This window comes from Micrococcus sp. 116 (genome assembly GCF_902506395.1).
In the GTDB taxonomy this organism is placed as follows: domain Bacteria; phylum Actinomycetota; class Actinomycetes; order Actinomycetales; family Micrococcaceae; genus Micrococcus; species Micrococcus luteus.
Genome location: NZ_LR732370.1, coordinates 453,764 through 471,200 on the forward strand (window position 1 = coordinate 453,764; position 17,437 = coordinate 471,200).

Annotated in this window: 17 protein-coding genes; 16 read left to right on the forward strand and 1 reads right to left on the reverse strand. The window is 74.4% G+C overall.

What is annotated here, in order from left to right; translation table 11 throughout:
- Positions 1–23 precede the first annotated feature (23 nt).
- The 16 genes from dxr to CITRIK5_RS02220 all read left to right on the forward strand — a co-directional run bounded on the left by dxr (position 24) and on the right by CITRIK5_RS02220 (position 16,491).
- The gene (gene dxr, locus CITRIK5_RS02145; protein ID WP_061866743.1) at positions 24–1,259 is read left to right on the forward strand and encodes a 1-deoxy-D-xylulose-5-phosphate reductoisomerase; all 1,236 of its coding nucleotides are present in this window, start codon (positions 24–26) and stop codon (positions 1,257–1,259) included.
- Positions 1,256–2,623, forward strand: coding sequence for an RIP metalloprotease (locus CITRIK5_RS02150; RefSeq protein WP_061866732.1), 1,368 nt, complete (start codon positions 1,256–1,258; stop codon positions 2,621–2,623). Before dxr ends, CITRIK5_RS02150 begins: the two co-directional genes overlap by 4 nt.
- A 105-nt stretch (positions 2,624–2,728) precedes the next feature.
- Complete coding sequence (ispG, locus tag CITRIK5_RS02155; protein ID WP_061866731.1) at positions 2,729–3,913, forward strand: flavodoxin-dependent (E)-4-hydroxy-3-methylbut-2-enyl-diphosphate synthase; 1,185 nt, start codon at positions 2,729–2,731, stop codon at positions 3,911–3,913.
- Positions 3,888–4,820, forward strand: coding sequence for a GNAT family N-acetyltransferase (locus CITRIK5_RS02160; RefSeq protein ID WP_123243996.1), 933 nt, complete (start codon positions 3,888–3,890; stop codon positions 4,818–4,820). Before ispG ends, CITRIK5_RS02160 begins: the two co-directional genes overlap by 26 nt.
- 120 nt (positions 4,821–4,940) lie before the next feature.
- Positions 4,941–6,767, forward strand: a complete 1,827-nt coding sequence (locus CITRIK5_RS02165; protein WP_144918993.1) for a proline--tRNA ligase — start codon at positions 4,941–4,943, stop codon at positions 6,765–6,767.
- Between the two features lie 43 nt (positions 6,768–6,810).
- Entirely contained in the window at positions 6,811–7,560 is a 750-nt protein-coding gene (locus CITRIK5_RS02170) for a TSUP family transporter (protein ID WP_179288550.1), read from the forward strand.
- A gap of 130 nt (positions 7,561–7,690) precedes the next feature.
- The gene (gene rimP, locus CITRIK5_RS02175) at positions 7,691–8,278 is read left to right on the forward strand and encodes a ribosome maturation factor RimP (RefSeq protein ID WP_049147994.1); all 588 of its coding nucleotides are present in this window, start codon (positions 7,691–7,693) and stop codon (positions 8,276–8,278) included.
- A 1-nt stretch (position 8,279) separates the two neighbouring features.
- Complete coding sequence (nusA, locus tag CITRIK5_RS02180) at positions 8,280–9,266, forward strand: transcription termination factor NusA (protein ID WP_123243989.1); 987 nt, start codon at positions 8,280–8,282, stop codon at positions 9,264–9,266.
- Between the two features lie 84 nt (positions 9,267–9,350).
- Positions 9,351–9,650 carry a YlxR family protein gene (locus tag CITRIK5_RS02185; RefSeq protein WP_225348391.1) on the forward strand — a complete coding sequence of 100 codons (300 nt, stop codon included), beginning with the start codon at positions 9,351–9,353 and terminating at the stop codon, positions 9,648–9,650.
- 191 nt (positions 9,651–9,841) lie between these two features.
- Positions 9,842–12,355 carry a translation initiation factor IF-2 gene (infB, locus tag CITRIK5_RS02190; RefSeq protein WP_159832995.1) on the forward strand — a complete coding sequence of 838 codons (2,514 nt, stop codon included), beginning with the start codon at positions 9,842–9,844 and terminating at the stop codon, positions 12,353–12,355.
- An 80-nt stretch (positions 12,356–12,435) separates the two neighbouring features.
- Complete coding sequence (gene rbfA, locus CITRIK5_RS02195) at positions 12,436–12,888, forward strand: 30S ribosome-binding factor RbfA (RefSeq protein WP_036314977.1); 453 nt, start codon at positions 12,436–12,438, stop codon at positions 12,886–12,888.
- Positions 12,889–12,901: 13 nt separating this feature from the next.
- Positions 12,902–13,867 carry a tRNA pseudouridine(55) synthase TruB gene (gene truB / locus CITRIK5_RS02200; protein WP_101965594.1) on the forward strand — a complete coding sequence of 322 codons (966 nt, stop codon included), beginning with the start codon at positions 12,902–12,904 and terminating at the stop codon, positions 13,865–13,867.
- Positions 13,864–14,232: a hypothetical protein gene (locus CITRIK5_RS02205; RefSeq protein WP_002855305.1), complete on the forward strand. Its 369-nt coding sequence runs from the start codon at positions 13,864–13,866 to the stop codon at positions 14,230–14,232. Before truB ends, CITRIK5_RS02205 begins: the two co-directional genes overlap by 4 nt.
- Positions 14,233–14,243: 11 nt before the next feature.
- Entirely contained in the window at positions 14,244–14,675 is a 432-nt protein-coding gene (locus CITRIK5_RS02210) for a hypothetical protein (protein WP_036314984.1), read from the forward strand.
- Positions 14,675–15,652 (forward strand): bifunctional riboflavin kinase/FAD synthetase, encoded by a 978-nt coding sequence (locus CITRIK5_RS02215; RefSeq protein ID WP_036314988.1) that lies wholly within the window; start codon positions 14,675–14,677, stop codon positions 15,650–15,652. The genes CITRIK5_RS02210 and CITRIK5_RS02215 overlap by 1 nt, the downstream gene beginning before the upstream one ends.
- Positions 15,649–16,491, forward strand: coding sequence for a class I SAM-dependent methyltransferase (locus CITRIK5_RS02220; protein WP_041104241.1), 843 nt, complete (start codon positions 15,649–15,651; stop codon positions 16,489–16,491). The genes CITRIK5_RS02215 and CITRIK5_RS02220 overlap by 4 nt, the downstream gene beginning before the upstream one ends.
- Here CITRIK5_RS02220 and CITRIK5_RS02225 read toward each other — a convergent pair.
- Positions 16,469–17,437 (reverse strand): type II CAAX prenyl endopeptidase Rce1 family protein (locus tag CITRIK5_RS02225; protein WP_159832997.1); only part of this gene is annotated, 969 nt, incomplete at its 5' end. The genes CITRIK5_RS02220 and CITRIK5_RS02225 overlap by 23 nt on opposite strands.

The window sequence follows — 17,437 nt, forward strand, 5'->3', positions numbered from 1 at the left end:
ACGGATCCCTCACCGACTACACGCTGCCCGCCCCCGCCCCGGCGGACGACGACGGCGCCCCGCGCGCCGTCGCCCTGATCGGCTCCACGGGCTCGATCGGCACCCAGGGCCTCGACGTGATCGCCCAGGACCCCGCCCGGCTCCGGGCCGTCGCGCTCGCGGGCGGGGCGAACACGACCCTGCTGGCCGAGCAGGCCGTGCGCTTCGAGGTCGAGGCGGTGGGCTCCGCCGCGGCGGGGGAGGAGGAGCTGCGCGCCGCCCTCGCCGACGCCGCCGCCCGCCTCGGGCGCCCGTCCCCCCGACCCGTGCTGTTCACCGGCCCGTGCGCCGCCGAGCAGATCGCCGCGTGGCCCGGCGCCGACACCGTGCTCAACGGGATCACGGGCTCGATCGGCCTGCGGCCCACCCTCGCCGCCCTGCACGCCGGCCACCGCCTGGCCCTGGCCAACAAGGAGTCGCTCATCGTCGGCGGGGCCCTCGTGAAGGCGGCCGCGGCGCCGGGCCAGCTCGTGCCGGTGGACTCCGAGCACTCCGCGCTCGCGCAGGCGCTGCGCGGGGGCACGGCGGACGAGGTCCGCCGCCTCGTGCTCACGGCCTCGGGCGGGCCGTTCCGCGGCCTGGACCGCGCCGCCCTGCACGCCGTCACGCCCGCCCAGGCCCTCGCCCACCCCACGTGGGACATGGGCCGCGTCGTCACCACCAACTCCGCCTCCCTCGTGAACAAGGCCCTCGAGGTGATCGAGGCCCACCTGCTGTTCGACGTGCCCCTGGACCGGATCGACGTCGTGGTCCACCCGCAGTCCGTGGTCCACTCGATGGTCGAGTTCGTCGACGGGTCCACGCTCGCCCAGGCCTCCCCGCCGGACATGCGCCTGCCCATCGCCCTGGGGCTGTGCTGGCCGCGCCGTCTCCCGGGCGCGGCCCCGGCCTGCGACTGGACGCGGGCGGCCACCTGGACGTTCGAGCCCCTCGACGAGGAGGCCTTCCCCGCGGTACGGGCCGCGAAGGAGGCGGCGGCCGCCTCGCCCACCCACATGGCCGTGTTCAACGCCGCCAACGAGGAGTCCGTGGACGCCTTCCACGCCGGCGCCCTGCCCTTCGACGGGATCGTGGACACGGTCCGCGCCGTCGTCGCCGACTATGCCCCCGAGCACGTGCTCGCCGCGGCCGGCCACGACCCCGCGCCGACGGGGCTCACCGTGGATGCCGTGCTCGCCGCCGAGGCCTGGGCGCGCCGTGCGGCGCGGGCCCGCTGGTGACCGTCGTGGAGATCCTCTGGTACGTCGCGGGCGTCCTCGCGGTCGCGCTGGGCCTGGCGGTCTCGATCGCCCTGCACGAGATCGGCCACCTCGTCCCGGCCAAGCTCTTCGGCGTGCGCGTCACGCAGTACATGATCGGCTTCGGCCCGACGCTCGTCTCGTGGCGCCGCGGCGAGACGGAGTACGGGTTCAAGGCCGTGCCGCTGGGCGGCTACGTCGCGATGATCGGGATGCTGCCCCCGCCGCGGCCCGGGCAGACGCCCCGCGCGGCGTCCACGGGCTTCGTCCAGCAGCTGGGCCGCATGGCCGACGACGCGCGGGCCCAGGCCGCCGAGGAGGTCCGCCCCGGCGACGAGCACCGCCGCTTCCTCGCCCTGCCGGTGTGGAAGCGGGTGGTGATCATGCTCGGCGGGCCGTTCATGAACCTGCTCATCGCGCTGGGCGCCACCGCCCTGCTGGTCACCACGGTGGGCACCTCGCAGCCCAGCACCACCGTCGCCGAGGTCTACCGGTGCGTGGTCACGATGCAGGAGCAGCAGGCCCGCGCCGCCTCCGGCGGGACAGAGGACTGCCGCCCGGGCGATCCCGCCGCGCCCGCCCACGAGGCGGGACTGCGCCCCGGCGACACCGTGCTCGCCTTCGACGGGCGGCCGGTCTCCGACTGGGACGCCCTCTCCGCCGCGATCCGGGACCGCGCCGGACAGCCCACCCGGATCGAGTGGGAGCGCGACGGCGAGCGGATGAGCGCCACCCTGACCCCGCGCCTGACGGAACGGCCCGTGACGGACGCGCTGGGCCGGCCCGAGCGGGCCCCGGACGGGACCGTGGCGACCCACGAGGTCGGGTTCATCGGCATGGGCGCGCAGCTCGAGACGGTCCGCGGCACCCCGCTCGACGCCGGCCCGCTCGTGGCCCAGCAGGTGCGGGGCGTCGTCGACGTCGTCCTCGTGCTGCCGCAGCGGCTGTGGGACACCGCCGTCGCCGTGGTGACCCCGGCCGAGCGCGACCCGGACGGCCCGATGTCCGTGGTGGGAGTCGGCCGGATCGCCGGGGAGGCGGCGGCGCTCGAGGAGGCCACGCTGACGGACAAGGCCGCCCTGCTGCTGTCCCTGCTGGCGGGCGTGAACGTGGCGCTCATGGTGTTCAACCTCATCCCGCTGCTCCCGCTCGACGGCGGCCACGTGGCCGGCGCCCTGTGGGAGGCGGTGCGCCGCGGCTGGGCCCGGATCACGGGCCGCCCGGACCCGGGGCCGTTCGACCTGGCCCGCATGCTGCCGCTGACCTACGCGGTGGGCGCGGCGATGCTGCTCATGGGCGTCATCCTGATCGTGGCGGACATCGTGGAGCCGGTCCGGCTGTTCTGAGCCCGGCCCGTTCGCCGTGGGCGGTCGCCCCGCGCCCCGGGGCGCCCGCGCGCCTAGGATGGACCGGAGAACCCGGCGGCCCCGCGCCGTCGACCCCGAGAACCCATGAGGAGCGCCCCCGTGCCCGTCAGCCTTGGAATGCCGTCCGCCCCGCCGCCCGTGCTGGCCCCGCGCCGCACCACCCGGCAGATCCAGGTGGGCTCGGTGGGCGTCGGCTCGCAGCACCCCGTCTCGGTGCAGTCGATGACCACCACCAAGACGCACGACATCGGCGCGACCCTGCAGCAGATCGCCGAGCTCACGGCCGCCGGCTGCGACATCGTCCGCGTGGCCTGCCCCACGGACAAGGACGCCGAGGCCCTCAAGGTCATCGCCCAGCAGTCCACCATCCCCGTGATCGCGGACATCCACTTCCAGCCGAAGTACGTGTTCGCGGCGATCGAGGCCGGCTGCGGCGCCGTGCGCGTGAACCCGGGCAACATCAAGAAGTTCGACGACAAGGTCAAGGAGATCGCGCAGGCCGCCTCGGACCACGGCACCTCCCTCCGCATCGGCGTCAACGCCGGCTCCCTGGACCCGCGCCTGCTGCAGAAGTACGGCAAGGCCACCCCGGAGGCCCTCGTCGAGTCCGCCGTCTGGGAGGCCTCCCTCTTCGAGGAGCACGGCTTCAAGGACTTCAAGATCTCCGTCAAGCACAACGACCCGGTGATCATGGCCCGCGCCTACGAGCTGCTCGCCGAGCAGGGTGACTGGCCGCTGCACCTCGGGGTCACCGAGGCCGGCCCGGCCTTCCAGGGCACCATCAAGTCCGCCACCGCCTTCGGCTACCTGCTCGGCCAGGGCATCGGCGACACCATCCGCGTCTCCCTCTCCGCGCCGCCGGTCGAGGAGGTCAAGGTGGGCCTGCAGATCCTGCAGTCCCTGAACCTGCGTGAGCGCAAGCTCGAGATCGTCTCCTGCCCCTCGTGCGGCCGCGCCCAGGTGGACGTGTACACGCTGGCCGAGCAGGTCACCGAGGGCCTCCAGGACCTCGAGGTCCCGCTGCGGGTGGCCGTCATGGGCTGCGTCGTCAACGGGCCGGGCGAGGCCCGCGAGGCCGACCTCGGCGTCGCCTCCGGCAACGGCAAGGGCCAGATCTTCGTCAAGGGCGAGGTCATCCGCACCGTGCCCGAGGACCAGATCGTGGAGACCCTCATCGAGGAGGCCAACCGGATCGCCGGTGAGATGGACCTGGGGGAGGACGGCGGTGACCAGGCTGCCGCCGGTGCCCCGGTGGTCTCCGTCCACTGACCGGGAGGTCCGGGCCGCCACGGGTGACCGCGTCCGCCTGCTGACCGACGCGGACACCGCCGCGCTCGCGGCCCTGTCCGCCCGTGCCCCCGTGTCCAACGTGTTCGTGGACTCCCTGCTCGAGGCGGGCCGCCTGGCCGGCCCGCGCGGGGGAGCGGCGGGCACCCTGTTCCTCGGGATCGACGACGACGCCCCGGGCGCCGGCGCGCTGCGCGCGGCCGTCTGGATCGGCTCGAACGTGGTGCCGGTCGCCGCGTCCGAGGCCCCGGACGCCGGCTGGGCGCCGGGCGACGCGGAGGCGCTCGGCGCGGCGGCCGCCGCGCTGCGCCGCCGGTACGGGTCGATCTACGGCCCGGCCGGTCCCGTGCTGGCCGCCGGCGAGGCCCTCGCCGCCGCGGGCCACCGGTCCCGGTCCGTGCGCGCCGACCAGCCGCTGCTCGTGCTGGGCGCGGCCGGGGGGATCGACCCGAACCCGTACGTGGTGCAGGCGCAGCCACGCGACTTCGCGCGCGTCCTGCCGGCCAGCGCGGCGATGTTCGAGGAGGAGCTCGGCTTCTCCCCGTTCGCCGGCGGCGCGGCCCAGTACCGGGACCGCGTCGAGCGGCTGATCCACGCCGGGCGCGTCTTCATCGACCCGGGCCCGCGCGACGCGGGCGGCCCGCTGCGCTTCAAGGCGGACATCGGGCTGCTCTCCTCCCGGTGCGCCCAGATCCAGGGCGTGTGGATGGCCCCCGCCGCGCGGGGCCGAGGGCTGGCGGCGTCGGCGATGGCCGCCGTCGTGGACTACGTGCGCCTCCAGGCGCCCGTGGTCAGCCTCTACGTCAACGCGTACAACACCCCCGCGCTGCGCACGTACGAGCGCGTGGGGTTCGAGCGGCGCGGCACGTTCGCGACTGTCCTGTACTGACCCGGCGGACCTGCGCGGGCGATAGGATCGGCGGTCAGGACGCCGGGCACCCCCGTGCCGGCGTCGTCCCGTCCCGCGCGCCGCCCCCGACCGCGCGAGCCCGTCCGAGGAGGCCCCGTCATGCCCCTGCGCATGTCCACCCTGTTCCTGCGCACCCTGCGCGACGACCCGGCGGAGGCCGAGGTGGCGAGCCACAGGCTCCTCGTCCGTGCCGGGTACATCCGTCGCGCGGCCCCGGGCATCTACTCGTGGCTGCCGCTGGGCCTGAAGGTGCTGGCCCAGGTGGAGCGGATCGTGCGCGAGGAGATGGACGCGATCGGCGCCCAGGAGGTGCACTTCCCGGCGCTGCTGCCGCGGGAGCCCTACGAGGCCACGGGGCGCTGGGACGAGTACGGCGACGGGCTGTTCCGCCTGCAGGACCGCCGGGGCAACGACTACCTCCTGGCCCCCACGCACGAGGAGATGTTCACGCTCCTGGTGAAGGACCTGTACTCCTCGTACAAGGACCTGCCCGCGTACCTGTACCAGATCCAGACCAAGTACCGGGACGAGGCCCGCCCGCGCGCCGGCCTGCTGCGCGGGCGCGAGTTCATCATGAAGGACTCCTACTCCTTCACGGTGGACGACGCCGGCCTGGACGCCGCGTACGAGGCCCACCGGGCCGCCTACCTGCGGATCTTCGACCGCCTCGGCCTCGAGGTCGTGCCGGTGCGGGCCACCTCCGGTGCGATGGGCGGCTCCCGCTCCGAGGAGTTCCTGCACCCGACCGAGGTGGGCGAGGACACCTTCGTCGAATCCGACGGCGGCTACCGGGCCAACGTCGAGGCCGTCACCACGGTGGCCCCCGCCCCGCTGGACGAGGCCGCCATGGCGGCCCTGCCCGCCGCCGAGGTCAAGGACACCCCGGTCTCCACCACCATCGCCGCGCTCGTGGACGTCGCCAACCAGCTGGCCCCGCGCGAGGGCGAGCCGTGGACCGCCGCGGACACGCTCAAGTGCGTCGTGGTCACCGCGGTGGTGGACGGCGGTGAGCGCCGCCCGTTCGTCGTGGGCGTGCCCGGCGACCGGGAGGTGGACCTCAAGCGTCTCGAGGCCTCCGTGGGCCCGGCACTCGGGGTGGTCGGCGAGCCCACGCTCGAGGCCGCGACCGCCGCGGACCTGGCCGCGCACCCGGCCCTGGTGAAGGGCTACATCGGCCCCGCGGCCGTCGACGCGGTCGAGGGCACCCCGGTGCTCGGCGCGGAGGACTCCGTCTCGGGCCTGCCCTTCTTCGTGGACCCGCGCATCGCCCCCGGCACGGCGTGGATCACCGGCGCGAACGCGGACCAGCGCCACGTGTTCGGCCTCGTGGCCGGCCGCGACTTCACGTGGGACGGCGTGCTCGAGGCCACCGCGGTGCGTGAGGGCGACGAGGCCCCCGACGGCTCCGGCCCGCTGCACACCCGCCGCGGCATGGAGATGGGCCACATCTTCCAGCTCGGCCGCAAGTACGCCGAGGCCCTCGACCTGAAGGTCCTCGACGTCCACGGCAAGCAGGTCGTGGTGACCATGGGCTCCTACGGCATCGGCATCACGCGCGCCGTCGCCGCGATCGCCGAGCGCTACCACGACGACAAGGGCCTGGCGTGGCCGCGCGCGGTGGCCCCGGCGGACGTGCACGTCGTCGTCGCCACGAAGGGCGAGGACGGCCTCGCCGCCGCCGAGACCCTCGCCGCGGGCCTCGAGGCCGAGGGCCTGACCGTGCTCGTGGACGACCGTCCGAAGGTCAGCCCGGGCGTGAAGTTCAAGGACGCCGAGCTCATCGGCGTGCCCACCACCGTGGTGATCGGCCGCGGCCTGGCGGACGGCGAGCTCGAGCTCAAGGACCGTGCCACCGGCGAGGCGCGCCCCGTGCCCGTGGACGGGGCCGTCGCGGCGGTGCTCGCGGAGGTGCGCGACGGGCGCTGAGTGGTTCGGCGCCGTCGAGCTGACCGCCGGGCTGCTCGTCCTCGTGCTCGCCGCGGGCTTCGCGGCGGGCTGGATCGACGCCGTCGTGGGCGGGGGCGGGCTCCTGCAGCTGCCGGCCCTGCTGCTGGTGCCCGGGCTGAGCCCGATCCAGGCCCTGGCCACCAACAAGCTCGGCTCGGTGTTCGGCACGGCGACGTCGGCGCTCACCTACCGGCGGCGCCTGCGGCAGGATCTGTCCACCGCACTGCCGATGGCCGCCGTCGCCTTCGCGGCGGCCCTGGGCGGGGCCGTGGTGGCCGCGCATCTGCCGGCCGGCGTGATCCGGCCCGTGATCCTGGTGGCGTTGATCGCCGTCGCCGTGTTCACGGCCGTGCGCCCGGGCCTCGGGCAGGTCGCCGGCGTGGGACCGCGGCGGAGCACCGCGCTGGCCCGGGCCGTGGCGCTCGGCGCGGCGGTGGGCTTCTACGACGGCGTCCTCGGCCCCGGCACGGGCACGTTCCTCATCCTGGGGCTGGTCCTGCTGCTCAAGTTCGACTTCCTGCACGCCTCGGCACAGGCGAAGGTGGTCAACCTCGCGACCAACCTCGGCGCGCTCGCGTACTTCGTGCCCTCGGGGCACGCGGTGCTGGGCCTGGGGCTGCTGCTCGGCGCGGCCAACCTCGTGGGCGGCTACGTGGGGGCCCGCATGGCGATCGCCCGCGGCACCGGCTTCATCCGCGTGGTCTACCTCATGGTGGTGGCCGCGCTCATCGTCAAGGTCGGCGCGGACACCCTCGCCCCGCTGCTGCGCTGAGCCCGCCCCGTCCGACCCGGTCGGGAGCACTCGGCCCCGCCGTGGGCCGCCGGTAGGCTCGGCCCCGGATCCCGACCCCGGCCCCCGCCCGCGTGACGCGGCGGCCCCGACCCGACGAGTGAGGCACCCCATGGACAGCACCGACCGCCGCGACGACCTCGCCGAGCTGCGCACCCGCGTCGAGGAGGCCCTGGCGGCCGACGACGTGGTGGTGGAGCAGGTGCGTGCCACGGGCACCGCCGAGCACCGCACCGTCGAGGTGGTCCTCGATCGCGCCTCGGGCACCCAGGGCCTGAGCCTGGACGACGTCGCCCGCCTCTCCGGCCGGGTCTCCGCCGCCCTCGACGCCCTGGGCGACCACGTGCCCGGCGTCGGCGCGGGGGAGTACCTGCTGGAGGTCACCACCGCGGGCGTGGACCGCCCGCTCACCGAGCCCCGCCACTTCGCCCGCAACGTCGGCCGTCTCGTCGAGGTCTCGGTCGACGACGCCGCGCCTGTGACCGCCCGCCTGAAGGGCGTGACGGACGACGACGTCGAGCTGGCCGTGGTGCGCCCGCCCGCGAAGAAGGGCATGAGGGCCAAGGAGCTGCCCGCCGAGCGGGTCGCCCTCGACCGCCTCGGTCCGGCGATCGTGCAGGTAGAGTGGAGCCCCGCTCAGCAGGCCGGCGACGCCGACGCCGCCGCGGGCGAGGACACGGCCGAGCACACGGAGGCATGAGTTGGACATCGACATGAGCGCGCTGCGCATGCTGGAGGCGGAGCGGGAGATCCCGATGGACCGCCTCCTCCCCACCATCGAGCAGGCCCTGCTCATGGCGTACCACCGCACCCCGGGGGCCCTGAAGCGCGCCCGCGTGGAGATCGACCGCGCGACCGGTCACGTCACCGTGTGGGCCACGGAGCTGGACGAGGACGACACGCCCATCGGTGAGTTCGACGACACCCCGAACGGCTTCGGCCGGGTGGCCGCCTCCACGGCGCGCCAGGTGATGATCCAGCGCATGCGCGAGGAGGACGACGACAAGGTCCTCGGCGAGTTCAAGGACAAGGAGGGCGAGCTCGTCTCCGGCGTCATCCAGCAGGGCCTGAACCGCCACATGGTCCAGGTGAACCTCGGCACCCTCGAGGCCGTCCTCCCGCCGCCCGAGCAGGTGCCCGGCGAGGACTATGCCCACGGCCGCCGGATCCGCGCCTACGTGGTCTCCGCGACGCGCGGCGCCAAGGGCCCGTCCGTCACGGTGTCCCGCTCGCACCCCGGCCTCGTGCGCAAGCTCTTCGAGCTCGAGGTCCCGGAGATCGCGGACGGCTCGGTCGAGATCACGGCGCTGGCCCGCGAGGCCGGCCACCGCACCAAGATGGCCGTGCGCGCCACCCGCCCCGGGGTGAACGCCAAGGGCGCCTCCATCGGGGAGATGGGCAGCCGCGTGCGCGCCGTCATGACGGAGCTCAACGACGAGAAGATCGACATCGTCGACCACGTGGACGACCCCGCCGCGATGATCGCCAACGCCCTCTCGCCCGCCACGACCGTCTCGGTGGAGATCCTCGACGCGGACCAGCACTCGGCCCGAGCCGTGGTGCCGGAGTACCAGCTGTCCCTGGCCATCGGCAAGGAGGGCCAGAACGCCCGCCTCGCGGCCAAGCTCACGGGCTGGCGGATCGACATCGTCGGCGACGGGGTCACCACCTCCGCCCCGGGACGCTGACCGTCCCCGGGAACAGATCCGGGCCCGGACGCGCTAGGATGGATGAGGTCCTTTCTCGATCCGACGCCCGTGAGGGGTGAACGCATGACGTCTCGGACGGTCGTGCGCACCTGCATCGGATGCCGATCGAGGGCGGACCGGCAAGAGCTGGTGCGCGTCGCCCTGGACTCCTCGACGGAACCCCCATCCGTCGTCTGGGACCCGGAACGACGCCGTCCCGGCCGGGGTGCATGGCTGCACCCCGGCGAGGACTGCCTCCACCTCGCCCTGCGCCGCCGCGCGTTCGGGCGGGCCTTCCGGTCCGCCGTCGACGCCGACGCGCTGGTCCGCACCGCGGAGGCACCGGCTGACAGACCGACAGATGAAGGCGGGTCAGAGATCTGATGCGTACCCGATGAGCACTGAAGCATGAGTGCCCAGCGATGAACTTCACCCCCTGCTATCAGGCAGGCCGTGGTGCGCGTGCCCTGGTGGCGCGCGCGACGGCCTGGAGCAACGTCAACGGTCCCAGGACGCGCTGAGACGGACAGCCCGAGCGGCTCCGTTCCGGCCCGTGGGGCCAGAACAGGAGAACCGTGGCCAAGGTCCGCGTCCATGAGCTCGCCAAGGAGCTCGGCATCACCTCGAAGGAGGCCTTGAGCACGCTCAAGGACCTCGGCGAGTTCGTCAGCTCGGCTTCGTCCACCATCGAGCCCCCGGTGGTCAAGAAGCTGCGCAACGCCTACCCGGGTGCCGGCAAGTCCGCCGCCAAGCCGGGCGCCCCGCGTCCCGGCAACAACCCGTTCAGCCCCAAGGGCGGTTCCGCCGGGTCTCGTCCGGGCGCCCGCCCGGGCGGCCGTGGCGGTGCTCCGCGCCCGGGCAACAACCCGTTCGCCCCCTCGCAGGGCATGCGCTCCGGTCGTGAGGATCGAGCGCCTCGTCCGGGCGGCCCCCGTCCGCCGGCCGGTGCCGGCGGGCCCCGTCCGGGCGGTCCGCGCCCGGCCGCGGGCGCCGGCGGCCCCCGCCCCGGTGGGCCGCGTCCGAACCCGGGCATGATGCCCAAGCAGATCACCCCGGCCCCGCAGCCGGCCCGCGGCCGTGGCCGTCCGGGCGGCGGCCCCGGCGGCGGCCCGGGTCGTCCCGGCGGCCCGGGCGGCCGTGGCGGTCGCGGCAACGCCCAGGGCGCCTTCGGGCGCGGCGGCGGCCCGCGCAGGGGACGCAAGTCGAAGCGCGCGAAGCGCCAGGAGTTCGAGCAGCAGCACACGCGTGAGATCGGCGGTGTCAAGGTCCCCAAGGGCGACGGCACCACCGTCCTGCGTCTGCGCCGCGGCGCGTCCCTGGCCGACTTCGCCGAGAAGATCCGCGCCGACGTCGCCGACCTGGTGAAGGTGCTCTTCACCCTCGGCGAGATGGCCTCGGCCAACCAGTCCCTCGACGAGGAGACCTTCCAGCTGCTCGGCGACGAGCTGGGCTACAAGGTCCAGATCGTGTCCCCGGAGGACGAGGACAAGGAGCTGCTGGAGGCCTTCGACATCGACCTCGAGGCCGAGGAGGCCAACGAGGACGAGGCCGACCTCGAGCCGCGCCCCGCGGTCGTCACCGTCATGGGCCACGTGGACCACGGCAAGACGCGTCTGCTGGACGCCATCCGCTCCTCGAACGTCATCGAGGGTGAGGCCGGCGGCATCACCCAGCACATCGGCGCCTACCAGGTGCCCGTGGAGCACGAGGGCGAGCAGCGTCGCCTCACCTTCATCGACACCCCGGGTCACGAGGCGTTCACCGCCATGCGTGCCCGCGGTGCGAAGGTCACCGACATCGCCGTGCTGGTGGTGGCGGCCGACGATGGCGTCATGCCGCAGACCGTCGAGGCGCTCAACCACGCCCAGTCGGCCGGCGTGCCGATCGTGGTGGCGGTCAACAAGATCGACAAGGACACCGCCGCCCCGGACAAGATCCGCGGTCAGCTCACCGAGTACGGCCTCGTGCCCGAGGAGTACGGCGGCGACACGATGTTCGTGGACGTCTCCGCGCGCAACAACATCAACATCGACCAGCTGCTCGAGGCGATCCTGCTCACCGCGGACGCCGCCCTCGAGCTCACGGCGAACCCGCACAAGGCCGCCCGAGGCGTGGCCATCGAGGCCAACCTCGACAAGGGCCGCGGCGCCGTCGTCACCGTGCTGGTGCAGACCGGCACGCTGCGCGTGGGCGACACCATGGTGGTGGGCTCCGCCCACGGCCGTGTGCGCGCCATGTTCGACGAGAACGGCAACGCCGTGGAGGCGGCCGATCCGTCGCGTCCCGTCCAGGTGCTCGGCCTGTCCGCGGTGCCGCGTGCCGGCGACTCGTTCCTCGTCACCGACGACGAGCGCACCGCCCGCCAGATCGCGGAGAAGCGCGAGGCCGCGGACCGCAACGCCCAGCTGGCCAAGCGCCGCAAGCGCATCACCCTGGAGGACTTCGACCAGGCCGTGGCCGAGGGCAAGCTGGACACGCTCAACCTCATCATCAAGGGCGACGCGTCCGGTGCCGTCGAGGCGCTCGAGGACTCGCTGCTCAAGATCGAGGTCGGCGAGGACGAGGTGCAGCTGCGCGTCATCCACCGCGGCGTCGGCGCCATCACGCAGAACGACGTGAACCTGGCGACCGTGGACAACGCCATCATCATCGGCTTCAACGTGCGCCCCGCCGAGCGGGTCGCCGACCTGGCCGACCGCGAGGGTGTGGACATGCGCTTCTACAGCGTGATCTACGACGCGATCGACGACATCGAGAACGCGCTCAAGGGCATGCTGAAGCCGGAGTACGAGGAGGTCGAGCTCGGCTCGGCCGAGGTCCGCGAGGTGTTCCGCTCCTCCAAGTGGGGCAACATCGCCGGTTCGCTCGTGCGCTCGGGCCTCATCCGCCGCAACGCCCAGGCCCGCCTGGTGCGCGACGGCGTGGTGGTCTCCGAGCACCTCAAGATCGAGTCGCTGCGCCGCTTCAAGGACGACGCCACGGAGGTCCGCGAGGGCTACGAGTGCGGCATCGGCCTGGGCAGCTTCAACGACATCAAGGAGGGCGACGTGATCGAGACCTTCGAGATGCAGGAGAAGCCGCGCGTCTGACGGCCGGGGCGGGGGCCCGCACGGGCCCCCGCCTTCCGCGTCCCACCCTCTGAACCATCACCACCGGAAGGAACCGCACCATGGCCGATCCGGCACGCGCCGGCCGCCTGGCCCAGCGCATCAAGGTCCTCGTGGCCGAGGCGCTGCGCCGCGGCGTCAAGGACGATCGCGTGGAGCCCGTCACCGTGACGGAGGTCCGCGTGACCAACGACCTGCAGCACGCCACCGTCTACTACACCGTCCTGGGCGACGAGGCCACGGTGGCCGCCGCCCACGAGGGCATCCAGGACAACCGCGGCATCCTGCGCCGCGAGGTGGGCCGCGGGCTCACCATCCGCCTGGTGCCCACCCTCGAGTTCGTGGCGGACACCGTCCCCGAGGCGGCCGCACACCTGGAGGACGTCCTCCGCGCGGCCAAGGAGCGGGACGCCGAGCTGGCGAAGGCGCGCGAGGGCGCGTCGTACGCCGGTGACGCGGACCCGTACCGCACCGCGGAGCCGGACGCCGACGCCGACGACGCCCCGCGCGCCTGAGGCCCGCGGCACGGTGAGCGCACGCAGCACCGGGGGACAGGCCCCCGACGCGCCGGGAACGGAGGCGTCGGGGGTCGTCCTCGTGGACAAGCCGCAGGGGTGGACCTCGCACGACGTCGTCGGGCGGGTCCGCCGGCTGGCGGGCACCCGCAAGGTGGGCCACGCCGGCACCCTGGACCCCATGGCCACGGGCCTGCTCGTGGTCGGCGTCAACAAGGCCACGCGCCTGCTGACCGCCATCACGGGCACGGACAAGACGTACACGGCCACGATCCGGCTCGGGCAGTCGACCGTCACGGACGACGCGGAGGGCGAGGTCGTGCAGACCCGGCTGGCCAACGCCGTCACGCCCGAGCGCGCGGCCGAGCAGGTCGCCGCCCTCACGGGCGAGATCCTGCAGGCGCCCTCGGCCGTCTCCGCCGTCAAGGTGGCGGGCCGGCGCGCCTACGATCGCGTCCGCGCGGGAGAGGACGTCACCCTCGACGCCCGCCCCGTCACCGTGCACGAGTTCACGGTGCACGAGCTGCGCCGGCTCGACGGCGGCCGGCTGGTCGACCTCGACGTCACCGTGCGCTGCTCCTCCGGGACCTACATCCGGGCGCTCGCCCGCGACCTGGGCGAGGCCCTCGAGACCGGCGGTCACCTGACGGCGCTGCGCCGCACCGCCGTCGGCCCGTTCGACGTGGCCGACGCGCTCTCGCTCGAGGCCCTCGCGGAGCGGTTCGCGATGACCGAGCTCTCCGAGGCCGCCGCCGGGCTCTTCCCGGTGCGCGAGCTGACGGAGCACGAGGCCCACGAGCTCGCCTTCGGGCGGGTCGTGGCGCCCACCGGCACGGGTGAGACGCTCGTCGCCGGGCGCGCGCCGGACGGCCGCGTCATCGCCCTCGTCTCCGACGTGCGCCGCCGCGGCGCCGACGTCGCCAAGCCCCAGCTCGTGTTCGCCCCGGCCGAGGGGCCGGGACAGGGAAGGACCGCATGATCCTCGACGCCTGGTTCTGGACGGGACTGGTGATCGGTGCCGTCTCGTTCGTCGTCTGCGTGGTGATGACGGCGATCCGCCGCCACCCCGCGGACGCCTCGATCCTCTCGGTGGCCGCCGTCGAGCTGTTCACGCTCGTCTATGCGGCGGCCGCCGCCGTCCGCCAGCTCGGCGGGGACACCCTGAACGGCCCCGGCTGGGAGTTCTGGGGCTACATCCTCACCGCCCTGATCGTGCCGGTGATCGCCGTGGGCTGGGCCGTCACGGACAAGACCCGGTGGTCCAACCTCGTGCTGGCCGTGGTCGGGCCCACGATCGCCGTGATGCTGCATCGCATGCAGGTCATCTGGTTCGGGCAGTGGTGAGGAGGATGGACATGGCACCCAGCGACGGCGCCCCCGCGCGCAACCAGGGTCTCGGCCGGATCATCGTCATGGTCTACGCGGTGTTCGCCCTCTCGGCGAGCGCGCGCAGCCTCTTCCAGATCCTCACGCAGTTCGACGCCGCCCCCGTGGCGTACACGCTCTCCGCGGTCGCGGCGGTCGTGTACATCGTGGCGACGTTCGCGCTCGCCCGCTCCGGCGCGCGCGCCTGGGCCGTGGCGCTGGGCGCCGTGCTCGTGGAGCTGGCCGGCGTGGTGGGCGTGGGCCTGTGGACCGTCCTGGATCCGGGGATGTTCGCCCACGACACCGTGTGGTCCCGGTTCGGCGCGGGCTACGGCTATGTGCCGCTCGTGCTGCCGGTGGTCGGCCTGATCTGGCTGCTGACGCACCGCCCCGCCCGCCCGGCCGAGGCGGGGGCGCTCTGATGCGGGTCTGGAACAGCCTGGACGAGGTCCCCACGGACCTGCCGCGCACCGTGGTCACCCTGGGCAACTTCGACGGCGTGCACCGCGGCCACCGGGAGGTGCTGCGCCGGGTCGTCGAGCTGGCGCGGGCCCGCGACGCCCTGGCCGTGGCCGTGACCTTCACCCCGCACCCGCGCGCCGTGCACCAGCCCGAGGTGCCCCACGTGGACATCATCAGCCCCGAGCAGCGGGTCGTCCTCCTGGAGGAGGCGGGTCTGGACGCGGTGCTCCTGCAGCGGTACACCCTCGAGTTCGCGGACCAGTCCCCGGAGGAGTTCGTCCGCGGCATGCTCGTGCACGGGCTGCATGCCGCCGTCGTGGTCGTGGGGCACGACGTGCGCTTCGGCCGGGGCAACACCGGCGACGTCGCGGAGATGGTGCGCCTGGGGGCCCGCTACGGCTTCGAGGTCGAGGCCGTCGAGGAGTTCCCCGCCGAGCACGGGGCCGAGCCGGAGCGCCGTTGCTCCTCGACGTGGGTGCGCGAGGCCCTGGCCGCGGGCGACGTCGCTCAGGCCGCGGCCGTGCTCGGCCGGCACCACGTGCTCGCCGGCGAGGTGGTGCACGGGTTCGCGCGCGGCCGCGAGCTCGGCTTCCCCACGGCGAACCTCGAGACGGATGTGCAGGGCATGATCCCGGCCGACGGCGTCTACGCCGGTTGGGTGCACGACGCGCACGGCGGCGTGTGGCCGGCCGCGATCTCCATCGGCTCGAACCCCACGTTCGAGGACGTCTCCCGCGTGGTGGAGGCGCACGTGATCGACCGCCATGACGAGCGGGTGGAGGACTTCGACCTGTACGGCCAGCACATCGAGGTCGAGTTCGTGGCCCGGCTGCGCGGGATGGTCGCCTACGAGGGCGTCGAGAAGCTCGTGGCGCAGATCACGCAGGACGTGGACGAGGCCCGGGCGATCCTGGCCACGACCCCCTCCGATCGGTGAGCGCCCCGGAGCTGGGCGCTCTCCCCGCCGTGCCGAACCTGCCGGGGCGCCCGGCCCGGGCCCGTCGGGCCGGGCCCAACCCCTTCGAGACCGGCGGGGAGCACTACGACGCCGTCCGCCCCTCCTACCCGGTCGCCGCGGTGGACCGCGTCCTGGCGGACACCGCCGATGGCGCGGACGTGGTGGAGCTCGGGGCCGGCACGGGACTGTTCACCCGGCTGCTCGCGGCCCGCCCGGCGGACCGGGTGCGGACGGTGACGGCCCTCGAGCCGTCGGCGTCGATGCGCGCCGTCCTGGAACGCGAGGTCGCGGCCGGCACGGGCGGGCGGGTGCGCGCCGTGCCGGGCACGGGCGAGGCCACGGGCCTGCCGGCGGCGAGCGCCGACGTCGTGGTGGCGGCCCAGGCGTGGCACTGGATGGACCCGGCCGCGGCGAGCGCGGAGGCCGCACGGGTGCTGCGCCCGGGCGGGCGCCTGGCCGCGGTGTGGAACCAGCTCGACACGGCGGTGCCGTGGGTGCACCGTCTCACCCGGATCATGCACGCCGGGGACGTGCACGCCGCCCGGCCGGAGCAGCGCCGGTTCGCCGCCCCGTTCGGGGCGGAGGAGCACGCGCGCTGGGCGTGGACGCAGCCCATGACCGCGGCGGGGCTGCACGGACTCATGGCCTCGCGCTCGTACTGGCTGCGCGCGGACGAGCGGATCCGGTCCCGGATGACGGCCAACCTCGACTGGTACCTGCACGAGCACCTGGGCCATGCGGCGGACGCGGTCCTGCAGGTGCCCTACGTGACGGTGGCCTGGTGGGCGGCGCCGGTCAGGGGCGGGCGCCCACGGTGACCGGGACCGTCCGGGCGATCCCGGCCCGCCGCGCCTGCCAGAGCAGCAGCGCCGTGGCCACCGCGACCACCGCCACCGAGAGCAGCGTGGCCGCCGGGGAGCCGGCGGTCTCCGCGCCCACGTAGCTGTCCTCGACGGTGCCCACGAGCGTGCCGACGGCGATGATCACCACGTTGTTGACCACGTGGAGGGCGACGGCGGCCTCGAGCCCGCCCGTGCGCCACGTGAGCAGGACGGCGGCGACGGCGAACGCGGCGAGGTCCAGCAGGATCCACGGGTCGAGCGAGCCGTGGGCGAGCGAGAAGGTCGCCGCCGAGAGCACCGCGGTGACCGCGGCGGCCACGACCGGCCGGCGGATCCACGTGCCGACGGCCAGCAGCAGCCACCCGCGGAACAGGTACTCCTCGCCTGCGGCCTGGAACGGGGTGAGCACGAACGCCATGACGAGCAGCCAGACCCAGTCCTGCGCGCGCGGGGCCGTGGGGGCGCCGTCGAGGGCCCACGCGCCCAGCACGTAGGCGAGGAACAGCGGCGTCAGCACGACGACGCAGCGCGCCAGCCAGCGCCAGCGCACGCGGCCCTCGACCGAGTGGACGAAGCGGGCGGCGACGGGGTGGCCCAGCGCCACGGCCAGCAGCGCGACCCCGATCAGCGCGGCGAGCAGGAGGTTGTTCAGCAGCACCATGGGCGCGGAGTACAGGTCGAGGTCGGTCACGTCCGTCGGGTCGGCCGCGCCGAGCAGCGCGGGCCCGGACGTGGCGATCAGGGCGAGAGCGCCCAGCACGCCCCCGAGCACGAGGAGGCCCACCAGGCCGGCCAGCACGAGGCCGAAGGACGCGAGCGGGTTCCACCATCGGGCCCGCGGCGTGCGCAGCAGCGCGGGGTAGCCGTGGCCGATCAGCGGCAGATCCAGGGGCGGCGCGGGCGGCCGGAGGGGGAACGACGA